The sequence below is a fragment of the Variovorax sp. RCC_210 genome (assembly GCF_041355175.1).
Taxonomy (GTDB): Bacteria; Pseudomonadota; Gammaproteobacteria; order Burkholderiales; family Burkholderiaceae_C; genus Variovorax.
The window spans coordinates 181,623-197,289 of the sequence record NZ_JBFUPJ010000016.1 but is presented as its reverse complement, the minus strand read 5'-3'; the positions used below and the strand labels follow the sequence as shown (position 1 = coordinate 197,289).

At 67.6% G+C, this 15,667-nt stretch carries 15 protein-coding genes and 1 riboswitch; of the genes, 7 read left to right on the top strand and 8 right to left on the bottom strand.

What is annotated here, in order from left to right; translation table 11 throughout:
- Window positions 1-28: 28 nt before the first annotated feature.
- Window positions 29-134: riboswitch (TPP riboswitch) on the bottom strand.
- Window positions 135-160: 26 nt separating this feature from the next.
- From AB6807_RS32810 to AB6807_RS32780, 7 genes are all read right to left on the bottom strand, one after another.
- Window positions 161-595: a YchJ family protein gene (locus tag AB6807_RS32810; protein ID WP_371087845.1), complete on the bottom strand. Its 435-nt coding sequence runs from the start codon at window positions 593-595 to the stop codon at window positions 161-163.
- A 79-nt stretch (window positions 596-674) separates the two neighbouring features.
- Entirely contained in the window at window positions 675-1,805 is a 1,131-nt protein-coding gene (locus AB6807_RS32805) for an acyl-CoA dehydrogenase family protein (RefSeq protein WP_371087844.1), read from the bottom strand.
- A gap of 52 nt (window positions 1,806-1,857) precedes the next feature.
- Window positions 1,858-3,114: a glutamate carboxypeptidase gene (locus tag AB6807_RS32800; RefSeq protein WP_371087843.1), complete on the bottom strand. Its 1,257-nt coding sequence runs from the start codon at window positions 3,112-3,114 to the stop codon at window positions 1,858-1,860.
- Between the two features lie 99 nt (window positions 3,115-3,213).
- The gene (locus tag AB6807_RS32795; RefSeq protein ID WP_371087842.1) at window positions 3,214-4,398 is read right to left on the bottom strand and encodes an acetyl-CoA C-acyltransferase; all 1,185 of its coding nucleotides are present in this window, start codon (window positions 4,396-4,398) and stop codon (window positions 3,214-3,216) included.
- Window positions 4,399-4,455: 57 nt separating this feature from the next.
- Window positions 4,456-6,276, bottom strand: coding sequence for a bifunctional isocitrate dehydrogenase kinase/phosphatase (gene aceK / locus AB6807_RS32790; RefSeq protein WP_116909584.1), 1,821 nt, complete (start codon window positions 6,274-6,276; stop codon window positions 4,456-4,458).
- Window positions 6,277-6,359: 83 nt separating this feature from the next.
- Window positions 6,360-7,151: a carbonate dehydratase gene (gene can, locus AB6807_RS32785; protein WP_207786687.1), complete on the bottom strand. Its 792-nt coding sequence runs from the start codon at window positions 7,149-7,151 to the stop codon at window positions 6,360-6,362.
- A 30-nt stretch (window positions 7,152-7,181) separates the two neighbouring features.
- The gene (locus AB6807_RS32780) at window positions 7,182-7,655 is read right to left on the bottom strand and encodes a MerR family DNA-binding transcriptional regulator (RefSeq protein WP_371087841.1); all 474 of its coding nucleotides are present in this window, start codon (window positions 7,653-7,655) and stop codon (window positions 7,182-7,184) included.
- A gap of 132 nt (window positions 7,656-7,787) precedes the next feature.
- On the opposite strand from AB6807_RS32780, the gene AB6807_RS32775 reads away from it, so the two are divergent.
- The 6 genes from AB6807_RS32775 (at window position 7,788) to AB6807_RS32750 (ending at window position 13,159) form a co-directional block, all read left to right on the top strand.
- Window positions 7,788-8,858: an MBL fold metallo-hydrolase gene (locus AB6807_RS32775; protein WP_116909582.1), complete on the top strand. Its 1,071-nt coding sequence runs from the start codon at window positions 7,788-7,790 to the stop codon at window positions 8,856-8,858.
- 30 nt (window positions 8,859-8,888) lie between these two features.
- Window positions 8,889-10,199: a leucine-rich repeat-containing protein kinase family protein gene (locus AB6807_RS32770; RefSeq protein WP_371087840.1), complete on the top strand. Its 1,311-nt coding sequence runs from the start codon at window positions 8,889-8,891 to the stop codon at window positions 10,197-10,199.
- Window positions 10,196-11,140 carry a pseudouridine synthase gene (locus tag AB6807_RS32765; RefSeq protein ID WP_371087839.1) on the top strand — a complete coding sequence of 315 codons (945 nt, stop codon included), beginning with the start codon at window positions 10,196-10,198 and terminating at the stop codon, window positions 11,138-11,140. The genes AB6807_RS32770 and AB6807_RS32765 overlap by 4 nt, the downstream gene beginning before the upstream one ends.
- 69 nt (window positions 11,141-11,209) lie before the next feature.
- A complete protein-coding gene (locus AB6807_RS32760; RefSeq protein WP_116909579.1) occupies window positions 11,210-11,980 on the top strand; it encodes an SDR family oxidoreductase in 771 nt (256 codons plus the stop codon).
- Window positions 11,981-12,076: 96 nt separating this feature from the next.
- Window positions 12,077-12,769: an HAD family phosphatase gene (locus tag AB6807_RS32755; protein WP_116909578.1), complete on the top strand. Its 693-nt coding sequence runs from the start codon at window positions 12,077-12,079 to the stop codon at window positions 12,767-12,769.
- Window positions 12,770-12,832: 63 nt separating this feature from the next.
- Window positions 12,833-13,159 (top strand): thioredoxin family protein, encoded by a 327-nt coding sequence (locus tag AB6807_RS32750; protein ID WP_371087838.1) that lies wholly within the window; start codon window positions 12,833-12,835, stop codon window positions 13,157-13,159.
- 59 nt (window positions 13,160-13,218) lie between these two features.
- Here the strand turns inward: AB6807_RS32750 and AB6807_RS32745 are convergent, their stop codons facing one another.
- Window positions 13,219-14,247, bottom strand: a complete 1,029-nt coding sequence (locus AB6807_RS32745; RefSeq protein ID WP_371087837.1) for an AraC family transcriptional regulator — start codon at window positions 14,245-14,247, stop codon at window positions 13,219-13,221.
- A 140-nt stretch (window positions 14,248-14,387) separates the two neighbouring features.
- Here AB6807_RS32745 and AB6807_RS32740 point away from each other — a divergent pair, with 140 nt between their 5' ends.
- Complete coding sequence (locus AB6807_RS32740) at window positions 14,388-15,560, top strand: isovaleryl-CoA dehydrogenase (protein WP_371087836.1); 1,173 nt, start codon at window positions 14,388-14,390, stop codon at window positions 15,558-15,560.
- Window positions 15,561-15,667: the final 107 nt, after the last annotated feature.

Genomic DNA, 15,667 nt, shown 5'->3' with positions numbered 1-15,667 from the left:
GTCACTGAAGGGGGAGTGACGGACCGAAGTCAGGGAGTGCAGCTCTTCTTACGCCGGTATGACCCGGATCAAGTTCGCGGGTCGGCAGCTTTGCCATCTCAGCACGCCACATGCGTGCACCCCGGAGCGGGGCCGATTGTGCGAGCCTCGGCCCGGCGCGTCAAGCCAGGGGCAGTTGCAGGTCGCCGTCGAGGTAATACCAGCGCTCGCCCTCGCGCACGAAGCGGCTGCGCTCGTGCAGCCGGGTGGCGGCGCCGGTGGCCGCGCTGCGCTGGCGGGCGACGAACTCGACCTCGGCGTGCTCTGCGTCGAGCACCGAGCGCGAGCGGATGTCCAGCCCCAGCCACTTGACGCCCGGCTCGAACTCGATGGCCGCCGGTCGCCGGGCCGGGTCCCAGGTGGCGAGCAGGTAGGCCCCGCGCTCCAGCACGAAGGCCGTGTAGCGCGAGCGCATCAGCGACTCGGCGTCGGGCGCGGGGGTGTTGTCGAAGTCGTCGAGGTAACGGCCGCAGCACATTGCGTAGGCAATGGGCTTGTCGCGGCGGTCGGTGCGCCCGCAGGGGCAAGGTCCGGTGGTGGGATCGTTGGCGCTCATGAAGACCGCTATTGGAACACCTTGCGCACGAAGCGCCGAGAGGGCAAGCCCGGAGGCCGCCCGCCCGGCTTGCCCTGGCTCAAGCCAGCGCGCGCTGGATCAGCAGCTTCTGGATGTCCGAGGTGCCTTCGTAGATCTGGCACACGCGCACGTCGCGGTAGATGCGCTCCAGCGGAAAGTCGTTCACGTAGCCATAGCCGCCCAGCGTCTGGATGGCCGCGCTGCACACGCGCTCGGCCATCTCGCTGGCGAAGAGCTTGGCCATGGCGGCCTCCTTCAGGCAGGGCCGGCCGGCGTCGCGCAGGCTCGCGGCGTGCCAGATGAGCTGGCGCGCGGCCTCGATCTGCGTCGCGCACTCGGCCAGGCGAAAGCCCACCGCCTGCTGGTCGAAGATCGAACCGCCGAAGGCCTGGCGCTCCTTGGCGTAGGCCAGCGCCACGTCGAAGGCGCTGCGCGCCATGCCCACGCTCTGCGCGGCGATGCCGATGCGCCCACCCTCGAGCGCGCCGAGCGCGATCTTGTAGCCTTCGCCCTCCGCGCCGATGAGGTTCTCGCGCGGAATGCGGCAGCCGTCGAAGTTGATCTGCGCGGTGTCGCTGCTGTGCTGGCCCAGCTTGTCTTCCAGGCGGGCCACGTTGTAGCCGGGTGCGTTGGTGGGCACGATGAACGCGCTCATGCCGCGCTTGCCCGCGCCCTTGTCGGTCACCGCGATCACGATGGCCACCTGGCCGTTCTTGCCGCTGGTGATGAACTGCTTCACGCCGTCGATCACGTAGCCGTCGCCGTCCTTGCGCGCCGTGGTGCGCAGGCTCGATGCGTCGCTGCCGGCCTGCGGCTCGGTGAGGCAGAAGGCGCCGAGCATCTGCCCCTGTGCCAGCGGCTCCAGCCACTGCTTCTTCTGCTGCGCGTTGCCGTAGCGCATGAGGATGGCGTTGACCGGGCAGTTGGTCACGCTGATCGCGGTGCTGGTGCCGCCGTCGCCGGCCGCGATTTCTTCCAGCACCAGTGCCAGCGTGAGGTAGTCGAGGCCGGCGCCGCCGTGCTCCTCGGGCACGCAGATGCCGTAGGCGCCCAGCGCGGCAAGGCCTTGGTGGGCCTCCTTGGGAAAGCTGTGTTCGCGGTCCCACGCGGGGGCGTGGGGCCAGAGCTCGGCTTGCGAAAAATCGCGCACCGCGTCGCGAATGGCTTCCTGGTCTGCGCTGAGCAGCATGGCGTTGTCTCCTGTCTTTTTTCGATGCGGGGCTTGCGGGACTGCGCGGGCTTTACTTGCCGGCGCCCAGGTCCATGATCAGGCGCGCGGCCATGTACAGGCGGCGCGGAATGGCGCTGATGTCCACGTACTCGGCCTTGTCGCTGTGGTAGCCGAAGCCGGGCAGGCCCAGGCTCTCGATCACGGGCTTGCCCGAGAGCGCCGCGTAGGCCGCGTCGGTGCCGCCGCCGGTGCGCTCTTCCACGCCCAGGTTGCCGCCGGCTTCCTTGTAGAAGGCCACGGCCTTGTCGACCAGCTTCTTGCCGCCTTCGCCCGCGTTGAAGGCCGGGCGGCCGCGCGTGACCAGCACCTTGACGTCGGCGTCGGGCAGCTTCTTTTGCTGCGCGCGCTCTTCCAGCGTCTTCATGGCGGCATCGAAGTCTTCGTTGCGCGCGTAGCGCACGTCGGCGTTCAGCGTGGCGCTGGCGGGAATGATGTTCGACACGTTGCCGGCCTTGGCAATGGTCCAGTTGAAGCGCAGGTTCTTCGACTTGTCGTCGATGTTCATGGTGCGCAGCACCAGGTCGGAGGCCTCCACCAGCGCGTTCACGCCCAGCTCGGGCGCGGCGCCCGCGTGCGAGGCCTTGCCCGTGATGTTGACCTGCACGTAGGCGATGCCCGAGGTGCCCAGCGAGAGCTTCTCGTCGCCGGCGCTGGTGGGCTCGAAGGAGAGCACGTAGTCGGCCAGCTTGGCTTCTTCCTGGATCAGGTCGCGCGAACCGAAGGAGCCCTTTTCCTCGTCGGTGTTGAACAGCACGGTGATGGTGCCGTAGTCGCGCACGCCGTAGTCCTTCAGCAGCTTGAGCGTGTGCAGGATGACGGCGTTGCCGCCCTTGTCGTCGGCGATGCCGGGGCCGTAGGCCTTGTCGCCCTCGACCTTGAACGGCGCCTTCGCGAGGATGCCCTTCAGGTACACGGTGTCCATGTGCGACAGCAGCAGCAGGTTCTTGCCGCCGCGGCCCTTGATCTTGCCCACGATGTTGTCGCCCACCACGATGCCGGCCGACTTGCTGCGCGTGACGGTGAAGCCCAGGTTCTTGAGCTCGCCCTCGAGGTAGCTGCCCGCGGCGGCAATGCCTTCGGCGTCGCCGGTGCCGGTTTCGATGTTGACGAGCTTTTCCAGCGTCTTGATCACCGCGGGCTGCTCGTCGGTGGCAGCCTGGAACAGCACGTTGTCGCGCTTCTGGGCCCAGGCGGCGTTCGCCATGAAGGCGGTGGCCAGCACGGCGCCAATGGCGGTCACGGCGGTACGGTGGATGGATGGGCGCATGAATTCTCCTGCTCTACGCATGTTTTGCATTGTTTGAAATAACCGAATGAAAAAGCCGGCAAGGCGCCCGTCCCCCGGGCGCCGTGCCGACCATTGCTTTTATAGCAATTCGAGTGCCACCGCCGTGCCTTCGCCCCCGCCGATGCACAGCGTGGCCACGCCGCGCTTCTTGCCGCGCGCCTTCAGCGCGTGGATCAGCGTGACCATGATGCGCGCGCCGCTCGCGCCGATCGGGTGGCCCAGCGCGCAGGCGCCGCCGTGCACGTTCACGATCTCGTGCGACACGTCGAGCTCGTGCATCAGCGCCATCGGCACCACGGCGAAGGCTTCGTTCACTTCCCACAGGTCCACGTCCTTCACCGCCCAGCCGGTCTTCTTGAACAGCTTGGCGACGGCGCCCACCGGGGCGGTGGAGAACCACTCGGGCTGCTGCGCGTGCGTGGCGTGGCCGACGATGCGGGCAATGGGCCTGGCGCCGATCTTCTTCGTGTGCGACTCGGTCATCATCACCAGCGCGGCCGCGCCGTCGTTGATCGACGAGCTCGACGCGGCGGTGATGGTGCCGTTTTCCTTCTTGAACGCGGGCTTGAGCGTGGGGATCTTGTCGAGCTTGACCTTGCCCGGGCCTTCGTCGATGGACACCACCGTCTCGCCGCCGCGGCCCTTCACGGTGACGGGCACGATCTCGTCCTTGAACAGGCCGGTGTCGGTCGCCTTCTTGGCGCGCTCGACGCTGGCGATGGCGAAGGCGTCCTGCTGCTCGCGCGTGAACTTGTACTTGGCCGCGCAGTCTTCGCCGAAGGTGCCCATGGAGCGGCCCGGCTGGTAGGCGTCTTCCAGGCCGTCGAGCATCATGTGGTCGAAGATGCGGTCGTGGCCCATGCGGTAGCCGCCGCGGCCCTTGAGCATGAGGTAGGGCGCGTTGGTCATGCTTTCCATGCCGCCCGCCACGATCACGTCGTGCGTGCCGGCCAGCAGCAGGTCGTGCGACAGCATGGCGGCCTTCATGGCCGAGCCGCACATCTTGCTGAGCGTGACCGCGCCCGCGCTGTCGGGCAGGCCGCCCTTGTAGGCCGCCTGGCGCGCCGGCGCCTGGCCCTGGCCGGCCATCAGGCAGTTGCCGAACAGCACCTCGCCCACGCTGTCGGGCGCGATGCCGGCGCGCTCGACGGCGGCCTTGATGGCGGCGCCGCCCAGGTCGTGCGCGGCAAGCGATGAAAAGTCGCCCTGGAAGCTGCCCATGGGGGTGCGGGCCAGGCCGACGATGACGATGGATTCGGACATGTGGAGGTCTCCTTCAGGAATGTGGAAGCGAAGCGAAAAACAAACAGAAACGGTCGGTCAGAAATGCGTCGCGTGGCCTTCGTGCTGGAAGCGCTGCGACTCTTCGTACGGGAACACATCAAGCATCTGGCCGGCCTGGATGCGTTCCTTGTGGTGCTGCCAGAAGGCGGCGTCGAGCAGGTCGGCGTGGTGCGCCATGAAGGCCGCGCGCACGTCGCTGTTGCCCAGCAGGAAGGGCTCGAAGGTCTCGGGGAACACATCTTTCGGGCCCACCGAGTACCAGACCTCGCCGCTCATTTCTTCTTCTTCGTTGCGCGGCGCGGGCACCTTGCGAAACTTGCAGTCGGTGACGTATTCGATCTCGTCGTAGTCGTAGAACACCACCTTGCCGCCGCGCGTGACGCCGAAATTTTTCCACAGCATGTCGCCGGGAAAGATGTTGGCCGCGACCATGTCCTTGATGGCGTTGCCGTACTCGACCACCGCATGCTCCAGCTGGTCTTTCGCGCGCCTGGCGTGCGCCGGGCTCTCGGGGTCGGCCAGCGTGTCGAAGGCTTCCTGCAGGTAGATGTTCAGCGGGATCATGCGGCGCTCGATGTAGACGTGCTTGAGCACGACCTCCATTTCGCCGTTGCCGTCGCGGTCGCCGATCTCGAGCTGGCTGGGCGCGAACTTCTGGATTTCTTCGATCAGCCCGGGCTCGAAGCGGTCGAGCGGAAAACCCACGTCGCTGTACTCCAGCGTGTCGGCCATGCGGCCCACGCGGTCGTGCTGCTTCACGAGCATGTACTTGCCCTTGATCTGCTCGCGCGTGGTGTCCTTCTGCGGCGGGTAGTAGTCCTTGATGAGCTTGAACACGAAGGGGAACGACGGCAGGTCGAACACCAGCATGACCATGCCCTTGATGCCGGGCGCGATGCGGAAGCGGTCGCTGGAGTAGTTCAGGTGCGAGAGAAAGTCGCGGTAGAAAAGGGTCTTGCCCTGCTTGGCCAGGCCCAGCGCGTTGTAGATCTCGGCGCGGGGCTTGCGCGGCATGAGCGAGCGCAGGAACTGCACCCACGCCGAAGGCACTTCCATGTCGACCATGAAGTACGCGCGCGCAAAGCTGAAGAGCATCTGCAGGTCGTCTTCGCCGAACAGCGCCGCGTCGATGTAGAAGCGCCCGCGGCTGTCGTGCAGGATGGGCAGCGAGAACGGAATCTCGACGAAGCCGTTCATGATCTTGCCCACCACGTACGCGCCCTTGTTGCGAAAGAACAGCCCCGAGAGCACCTGCAGCTGGAAGTTGGCGCGCAGCTTCACCTGGTGGAAACGGTTCGATATGGCATGCGCCACGCGCTCGGCATCGCGCCGCTTGTTGGCGAAGGTGCCCAGCAGCGCGAAGTCGTCGAGCATCTGCTCCACGGTGTCGGCCAGCGTCCGGGGCTCGGGGTAGTAGGGGCGGTAGGTGGGGGCGCCGCGCGGCTCGATGTACTCGGTGCTGATCGCCGGGCGCACGAAGATGAAGTCGTTCTGGAAGTACGCGCGGTGAAGGATCTTGGTGGTCACCGAGTTGAAGAAGCTCTCGGCCAGCTCGGGCTGGTGGTGGTCCACCAGCAGGCCGATGTAGTGCAGCTTGACCTGGTGCCACACGTCCATCGGCTGCTCGCCGGCCTTGAACTCCTTCTCGAGCCGGGCCACGGCCTCGCTCACGCGCAGGTCGTAGAACTCGATGCGCTCGCGCTGCGCGCGCTGCTGGCCGTGCCAGTCGGCGGTTTCGAAGCGGTGCTTGGCACGCGCCGACTCGGCGCGAAACAACCGGTAGTGGCGGTTGAAACCGTCCATCATCGCCTTCGCGATGTCATAGGCCAGCGGCGAGTCGAGGCGTTGCGGGAACATGGACGGGGGACGGGGCAAAGCGCCGCTGGATTGCCGTTCTATTACCGTTCTATTGCCGTTGCGTCGGTCTGCCGCGGCCCGCGTCAGGCCGCGGCGGGGCTTCCCGTGCCGCCGGCCTCGGGCTGCGGCGCGATGGCCTGCGCCTCCTGCACGGCCTGGTTCACCTGCACGCCTTGCGTGGTCAGCGCCTGGATCACTTCGCCGGGCTTGCTCCACTTGTAGCGAATGCGCTGCACCGCGGCCTTGTACACGCCGTCCAGCGGCTTGGCGCCGTCCACGCTCAGGCCCAGGTCCTGCAGCAGTCCGTCGTGCACGCCGAAGGTCCAGCCGTGGATCTTGACCTTCTGGCCGCGCGCCCAGGCGTCGACCATGACGGTGCTGACGGCCACGTTGACCACCTGCTCGGCCACGTTCAGCTCGCACAGCGCATCGACGCGGGCTTCTTCGTCGGGCAGGCTTTCGAGCATCACGTGGTGGCGGTCGCGCACGTCCTGGATGTGGCGGATCCAGTTGTCGGCCAGGCCGATGCGCTTGCCGCTGAGCGCGGCCTTCACGCCGGCGCAGCCGTAGTGGCCCACCACCATGATGTGCTCGACCTTCAGGTGCTCCACCGCGAACTGGATGGCCGAGAGCGCGTTGAGGTCGGAGTGCACCACGATGTTGGCGACGTTGCGGTGCACGAACACTTCGCCGGGCTCCAGCCCGGTGATCTGGTTGGCGGGCACGCGGCTGTCGGAGCAGCCGATCCACATGTAGCGCGGTGTCTGCTGCTTGACCAGGCTGGTGAAGAAACCGGGGCGGTCGCGCTCCATTTGCGCGGACCACGCACGGTTGTGGGCAAAGAGGTCGTCGAGGTTGTCGGTGATGTCGGACATAGTGGCTCTATTGTCGATGAGTCGCGTGGTTCAGGCGCTGGCTTCCGCCGCCTTGGGGGCCTTGAGGGCCTTGTTGGGCCTGGCCGGCCTGACCTGCTTTGTTGTCTTGCTTCCCTTGATTGCCTTCTGGGCCTTGGCCAGCGTGGCCCGCCCCTTTTTCTCGTGTTCGCGCACTTCCGCCAGGTTGGCCTGCAGCTCGGTCAGCTGGGCTTCGAGCTGGGCCCGGTGCGCGCCCAGCACGCCGAGGAATTTTTCCAGCTGCGGCACCGTGTCGCGCGGGCTGTCGTACATGTCCAGGATGTCCTTGGCCTCCGTCAGGCTCAGGCCCAGGCGCTTGGCGCGCAGCGTGAGCGTGAGCCGGGCCCGGTCGCGCGCGCTGTACACGCGCTGCAGCCCGGCCCGCTCGGGGGTGAGCAGGCCCATGTCCTCGTAGAAGCGGATGGCCCGCGTCGTGAGGTCGAATTCCTTCGCGAGCTGGCTGATGGTGAAGGTGGACGCGGGCATGGCAGGGAGTGGTGACGACGAAGGAGCCGAACAGGGCAAAAAAGGGTCGTTGCGCGGGCGACAGCAGATTCACGCCGCGATCCCTACAATGGTGCCCTTGACTCATGACGTTTACGTAAACGTCAATCTTACATGAACCTCCTCGAACGCGAACTCCACTACCCCCTGGGCGACACGCTGCCCCAGCCCGGCGAAGCCATGGAGGTGGCGCCAGGCGTGCGCTGGATCCGCATGCGGCTGCCCTTTGCGCTCGACCACATCAACCTCTGGCTGCTGCGCGACACCCTGGACGGCGTGGCCGGCTGGACGGTGGTCGACTGCTGCATCGACCACGCCGAGTCGCGCGCCCAGTGGGAGCAGATCTTCGAGACCCAGCTGCAGGGGTTGCCGATTCTGCGCGTCATCGTCACCCACATGCACCCCGACCACATCGGCCTGGCGCACTGGCTGTGCGAGCGCTGGAAGGCGCCGATGTGGATCAGTTCCACCGACTACCACGTGGCCCGCGTGCTCAGCACCGCCGGCGACACGCTCGCGGGCGGCGAGCAGGCGGCGAGCTTCTTCGCCTCGCACGGCATGACCGACCCCGAGGCGCTGGACAAGATCCGCGGGCGCACCAACTACTACGCCGAGCTGGTGCCCGCGGTGCCCGACACCTTCGTGCGCATGCTCGACGGCGACACCGTCACCATCGACGGCCACGCCTGGCGCTGCATCGTCGGCTACGGCCATGCGCCCGAGCACATCGCGCTGTTCTGCGACGAGCTGAAGCTGCTGCTGGGCGGCGACATGATGCTGCCGCGCATTTCCACCAACGTGAGCGTGCATGCGGGCGAGCCCGAGGCGAACTCGCTGCGCCTGTTCCTGGACAGCATCGACAAGTTCAAGGCGCTGCCGGCCGACACGCTGGGACTGCCGTCGCACGGCAAGCCCTTCACCGGCATCCACCGCCGCGTCGAGCAGCTGCAGGAGCACCACCGCGACCGCCTGGCCGAACTGCTCGAGGCCTGCCTCGCCAGCCCGCTGACCGGAGCGCAGGGCCTGCCCATCCTGTTCAAGCGCCAGCTCGACGTGCACCAGATGACCTTCGCCATGGGCGAGACCGTGGCCCACCTGCACCTGCTGTGGTTCTCGGGGCAGGTGAAGCGCGAGCTGGGCAAGGACGGCATCTACCGCTTCGGCGCCAAGGCGAGCACCGCCTGAGGGAAATGCCGGGCATTTAGACTTGCCCGCATGAACACGCTGGCTCAGCTCCGCGCGGGCCAGCTGGCAGGCGCACAACGAATCGATCTCTCTTGCGGGCTCACCGAGTTCCCGCGCGAGGTCTTCGACCTTGCCGACTCGCTCGAGGTGCTGAGCCTGTCGGGCAACGCACTCGACACACTGCCCGACGACCTGCACCGCCTGCACAGGCTGCGCGTGCTGTTCTGCTCCGACAACCGCTTCACCACGCTGCCCGAGGCCATCGGCCGGTGCCAGGGGCTGGACATCGTCGGCTTCAAGGCCAACCGCATCCACACCGTGCCGGCCGCCTCGCTGCCGGCATCGCTGCGCTGGCTGATCCTCACCGACAACCACATCGAAGAGTTGCCTGATTCGCTGGGCGCCTGCACCCGCATGCAGAAGCTGATGCTCGCGGGCAACCGGCTGCGCAAGCTGCCGGCATCGATGGCGGGGCTGGAGCGGCTCGAGCTGCTGCGCATTTCGGCCAACCGCTTCGAGGCGCTGCCCGCCTGGTTGCCGTTGCTACCGCGGCTCGCATGGCTGGCCTGCGCCGGCAACCCGTTCGACACGCAGGCTGAAGACGCAGCCATCGCCGCGCAGTCGGTGCCGCGCGTCGACTGGGCCGAACTCTCGCTCGGCAAGAAGCTCGGCGAGGGCGCCTCGGGCGTGATCCACCAAGCGTCGCTCGGCAAGAAGGCGCAGCAAGTGGCCGTCAAGCTCTTCAAGGGCGCGGTCACCAGCGACGGCTGGCCGCACAGCGAAATGGCCGCGTGCATCGCCGCCGGCCCGCACCCCACGCTGATTGCCGCGCAGGGCCGCATCGACGGCCATCCCGAGCGCACCGAAGGCCTGGTGATGGGGCTGGTCGACCCCACCTTCGTCACGCTCGCCGGGCCGCCCAGCCTGGCGTCGTGCACGCGCGACGTGTATGCGGACGACGCGCGGTGGACCTGCGGCGTGGCCCTGCGCATCGCCCGCGACATCGCCTCGGCCGTGCAGCACCTGCACGCGCGCGGCATTGTTCATGGCGACCTGTATGCGCACAACATCCTGTGGCATGCGCAGCGCGGCGGCCGGCTCGGCGACTTCGGCGCGGGCTGGATGACGGCGTCGTTGGACGCCGCACAGGCGCGCGCGTTCCAGGCGCTGGAGATGCGCGCCTTCGGCTGCCTGCTCGAAGAGCTGCTCGAGCGCTGCGCCGACGCCGTGCCGCCCCAGGTGGTCGCGCTGAAAGACCGCTGCCTGCAGCCCGATGCGCGGAAGCGGCCCTCGGCCGCCGAGGCGCTGTCGCTGCTGCAGCAGGCCTCCTCGTCGCCATGACCCGCCGCCGTCCGCCGCAGCTGCCGCTGCCCACGCGCGACGGCGTGGGCCCGAGCTGCGTCGGCCTGCCGTACGGGCCGTGGCCGACCATCGCCGAGTTCCTGATCGAGCGCTTTCCCGCCATCACGCGCGAGGCGTGGCTGGCGCGCATCGAGGCGAACGACGTCGTCGACGAGCACCACGTGCCGGTGACCGTGGCGCGCCGCTACCAGTCGCCGCTGCGCGTGTACTACTACCGCGCGCTCGACAACGAGGTGCGCATTCCGTTCGACGAGCAGATCGTTCACCAGGACGACGAGCTGCTGGTGGTCGACAAGCCGCCCTTCGTGCCCGTCACGCCCACCGGCAAGTACCTGCAGGAAAGCCTGCTGGTGCGGCTGAAACGCAAGCTGCAGCTCGACGACCTGGTGCCCATGCACCGCATCGACCGCAGCACCTCGGGGCTTGTGTTGTTCTCGGTGCGGCAAGCGACGCGCGGCGCCTACCAGGCCATGTTTCCGGAGCGCCGCATCGACAAGCACTACGAGGCGGTGGTGCCCTGGCAGGAGGGCGTGTCGTCGGTGCCCGAGGTGTACCGCAGCCGGCTGGTCGACGACGCGCATTTCATGCGCGTGCGCGAGGAGCCCGGCGAGCCCAATTCCGAGACCCGCATCGAGGTGCGGCAGGTGCGCGACGGCCATGCGCTGCTCAGGCTCTCGCCGGTCACGGGCCGCAAGCACCAGCTGCGCGTGCATTGCCAGGCGCTGGGCATGCCCATCGTGAACGACCCGATCTACCCCGTGCTGCTGCCCGAGGGCGCGGACGATTTCAGCAAGCCCTTGCAGCTGCTGGCCAGGTCGCTGTCGTTCGTCGATCCGCTGAGCGGCGAGCTGCGCAGCTTCACCAGCCCGCGCAGCCTGTCGCTGCCTTCGGCGCAGACGTCGGGGCTGACACCGAGGTGACGCGCGCGCGGCGCCGCGCGCACTAAGCTCGTTTCCTGAAAAATCTTTCATTCAGGAGACACCCGCACCATGGACACCACCCAACTCTTCTCGCTGAAGGGCCGCACCGCGCTCATCACCGGCGGTTCGCGCGGCATCGGCCGCATGATCGCCGAGGGCTACCTGGCCCAGGGCGCGCGCGTGTACATCTCGGCACGCAAGGCCGCGGCCTGCGACCAGACGGCGAAGGAGCTGTCGGCCTTCGGCCACTGCGTGTCGCTGCCGGCCGACGTGTCGACGGTGGAGGGCGCGCAGGCGCTGGTCGAGGCCTATGCCAAGCATGAAGGCTCGCTCGACATCCTGGTGAACAACGCCGGCGCCGCCTGGGGCGCGCCGTATGCGGAGTTTCCGGAAAGCGGCTGGGACAAGGTGGTCGACCTGAACCTGAAGACCCCGTTCTTCCTGACCCAGGCGCTCACGCCGATGCTGAAGAAGGCGGCCACCGACCACCTGTCGAAGGTGATCAACATCGCCTCGATCGACGGCATTTCGGTGAACCCGCAGGAAACGTATTCGTATGCCGCCAGCAAGGCCGGCCTGATCCAGCTCACGCGCCGCATGGCGCTGCGGCTCGCGCAGGACCGCATCGTGGTCAGCGCCATCGCCCCGGGTGCTTTCGCCTCCGACATGAACAAGGACGCCCGCGACCACGGCGACGTGGTGAAGGACCGCATTCCGGCCGGCCGCATCGGCGTGCCCGAGGACATGGCGGGCGCGGCCATCTACCTGGCCTCGCGTGCCGGCGACTACGTGATGGGCTCGACGCTGGTGGTGGACGGCGGCGTGACGCACGCGCGCTGAGCGGAACCACGCGCTTTCACGGGGCGCCTTGTCCCTTCGGGGGCGGCATTGCACAGGCGGTTGCTACCATCAAGGCAATCCCAGCAATGCCAACCCATGACTTCATTTCCCTTCTCCGCCGTGCTGTTCGACTGCGACGGCGTCCTCGTGGATTCGGAACCCATCACCAACCGCGTGCTCGCCGAAATGCTCGGCGAGCTCGGCTGGCACCTGAGCACCGAGGAGTCGATGAACACCTTCACCGGCAAGGCCGTGAAGGACGAGGCCGCCCTCATCGAAGCGAAGACCGGCTTCAAGATCACCGACGAATGGCTCAAGGCCTTTCGCGCGCGCCGCAACGAGGCGCTGGAGCGCGACCTGGTCGCCATCGCGCATGCGCCGGCCGCCATTCGAGAAATCCACGCGAAGCTCAAGGGCCGCATCGCCTGCGCCTCGGGCGCCGACCGCCACAAGGTCGAGCTGCAGCTGGCCAAGGTCGGCCTGCTCGACCTGTTCCAGGGGCGCATCTTCAGCGGCCACGAAATGCCGCGCTCCAAACCTCACCCCGACGTGTACCTGGCCGCCGCCGAGGCGCTGGGCGTGGACCCGAAGCGTTGCGCCATCGTGGAGGACACCGTCACCGGCGCCATGGCTGGCGTGGCCGCGGGCGCCACGGTGTTCGGCTACAGCACCGGCGAATCGGGCCACAGCGGCCCCGGCCCGCTGCTGAGCGTGGGCGTGGCGCGCGTGTTCAGCGACATGGCCGAATTGCCCGCGCTGCTTTCGGGGTACGGCCTGCAGCCGGCCTGAGTTTCTGATGCAATGAGGGGCTAAACCGACGAGCCGCAAGGCCTGCAGAGGAACCACACCCCCATGACCTCCGAATACAAGACCGAGCAACCCGAACGCACCCACATCGACGCACTCACCGGCCCCGCCGTCGTCGAGTTCGGCACCAACTGGTGCGGCATCTGCAAGGCCGCGCAGCCGAACATCGAAGAGGCCTTCGCCAAGTACCCGAACGTGCGCCGCATCAAGGTGGAAGACGGCAGCGGCCGTCCGCTGGGCCGCTCGTTCAACGTGCGGCTGTGGCCCACGCTGGTGTTCATGCGCGATGGCCAGCAGCTTGCCAAGCTGGTGCGGCCGGAAGACAGCCAGTCGATCGCGGATGCGCTGGCGTTGATCGATCAGCCGGGCTGAGTCTCGGGGTTTCGTTGCTGGGCGCGATCAGGCCGGCGGCCTGTTCATGCGCGCCGAACCTACAACCCCTGCTGCCGGAAGTCCCGGGGCGCATGCCCCGTCCACTGGAAAAAAGCGCGAGAAAAACTCTTCTCGTTGCGAAACCCGACCGCCAGCGCCACCTGCTTGATCGGCCGCGTGGTGCGGCGCAACTGGTCGACCGCCATCTCGTGGCGCACCTCGTTCTTCAGCACCTGCAGCGATGTGCCTTCCTCGTGCAATTGCCGATGCAGCGTGCGGCTCGACACATTGAGCAGCCCCGCCAGCGCCTCCGCCGTGGTCGCCTCGCTGGCGCGTGAGCGCAGCAGCTCGCGCACGCGCTGGCCCAGCAGCCGGTCCCGACGGTATTGCAGGATGGTCAGCGGCAGCGCCCGCTTGAGCATGGTGCGCAGCGCGCGCTCGTCGCGTTGCAATGGCAACGCCAGGTAGCGCTCGTCGAAGCTGATGCTCGCCTGCGGCGCGTCGAAGCTCACGTCGGGCGTGAACATCGGGGCGTAGGCGTCGCGGTGCGGCGGCGGCGCGAACGGAAAGCCCGCATGGCGCAGCGAAATGCGCGAGTCGATGGCCCAGCACATGTAGCCGTGCATGAAGCGCAGGCTGGTCACCAGGCAGAACTCACGAAAGGCCGCGTCGAGCGGGCGGTTCTCGGTGATGCGCAAGGTGGCCATGCCGCCCGCCACCTCCAGCGCCAGCCCGATGTCTTCGGTCAGCAGCCGGTGGTGGCGGCACCAGCGCTTGATGGCCACGCCCAGGTCGGGCGAGCTCAGCGAGGCGCGGCACAGCATGCCGTAGCTGCCCCAGGGCAGGCGCCGCGAGAACCAGCCGAGCGCCTCGTCGTCGAGCTCCTGCATGGCGTGCTCGGACAGCGCCTCGAACTGCGCCGCCGTCACCCGGGCGCCCGGCCGGGCCAGATCGCGCGGCGTGATCTGTGCCGCTTTCAGGGCCTCGGCCGGGTCCTTTTCATAGCGCTCGTAGCCCTGCACGATGGCTCTCACGAAGGCCATGGGCGTGACGGCGCGGGCGGGCCTGAGGAACGATGGGGACGACATGTGTTCAGCGAATGGGCGTGGCGCAATTTGCAACCATTGTGGCGCCAATTGCGGCGCTGCCGGGCGTAAGCTGCGGTTCTTCCAAGCGCCATTTCGCGTGGGCAGCCCTGCGCGCCGACCCCTCAGAGGAGACAACACACATGCACGATCCCGGCCTGAACTTCGACCTGGGCGACACCATCGATTCGCTGCGCAGCGCCATCCAGGACTTTGCCGCGAACGAAATCGCGCCGCGCGCCGCCGACATCGACCGCGACAACCTGTTCCCGCACGACCTCTGGCAAAAGCTCGGCGAGCTCGGCCTGCACGGCATGACGGTGAAGGAAGAGTTCGGCGGCACCGAGCTCGGCTACCTGGCGCACATCGTGGCCATGGAAGAAGTCTCCCGCGCGTCGGCCTCGGTGGGGCTGTCTTACGGAGCGCACTCCAACCTGTGCGTGAACCAGATCCACCGCAACGGCAGCGACGCGCAGAAGAAAAAATACCTGCCCAAGCTGGTGAGCGGCGAGCACGTGGGCGCGCTGGCCATGAGCGAGCCCAACGCCGGCTCCGACGTGGTGAGCATGAAGCTCAAGGCCGAGAAGAAGAACGGCTACTACGTGCTTAACGGCGGCAAGATGTGGATCACCAACGGCGGCGACGCCGACACGCTGGTCATCTACGCCAAGACCGAGCCCGAGATGGGCGCGCGCGGCATGACGGCCTTCATCGTCGAGAAGAGCTACAAGGGCTTCTCCGCCGGCAACAAGCTCGACAAGCTCGGCATGCGCGGCTCCAACACCTTCCCCCTGTTCTTCGACAACTGCGAAGTGCCCGAGGAAAACGTGCTGGGCGGCGAAGGCCTGGGCGCCAAGGTGCTCATGAGCGGGCTCGACTACGAGCGCGCCGTGCTCTCCGGCGGCCCGCTGGGCATCATGGCCGCGTGCATGGACGCGGTGCTGCCCTTCGTTCACGACCGCAAGCAGTTCGGCCAGAGCATCGGCGAGTTCCAGCTCATGCAGGGCAAGCTGGCCGACATGTACTCGACCTGGCAGGCCACGCGCGCCTACGTGTACGCCGTGGGCAAGGCCTGCGACCGCAACGACCATGCGCGCACCTTCCGCAAGGACGCGGCCGGCGCGATTCTGTATTCGGCCGAGAAGGCGACGTGGATGGCCGGCGAGGCGATCCAGGCGCTGGGCGGCGTGGGGTACACGAAGGAGTTTCCGGTCGAGCGGCTGTGGCGCGACGCCAAGCTGTACGAGATCGGCGCGGGCACGAGCGAGATCCGTCGGATGCTGATCGGTCGCGAGCTTTTCGCGGAAACGGCGTAGGGTTCCAGGATGAAGCGCTGCCCCCTCTTGCTCCCTCTCCCCTCGGGGAGAGGGCTGGGGTGAGGGCAGCAGCGATCGAGTCGAGCGCCGCGCTTCATCAAGGGCCG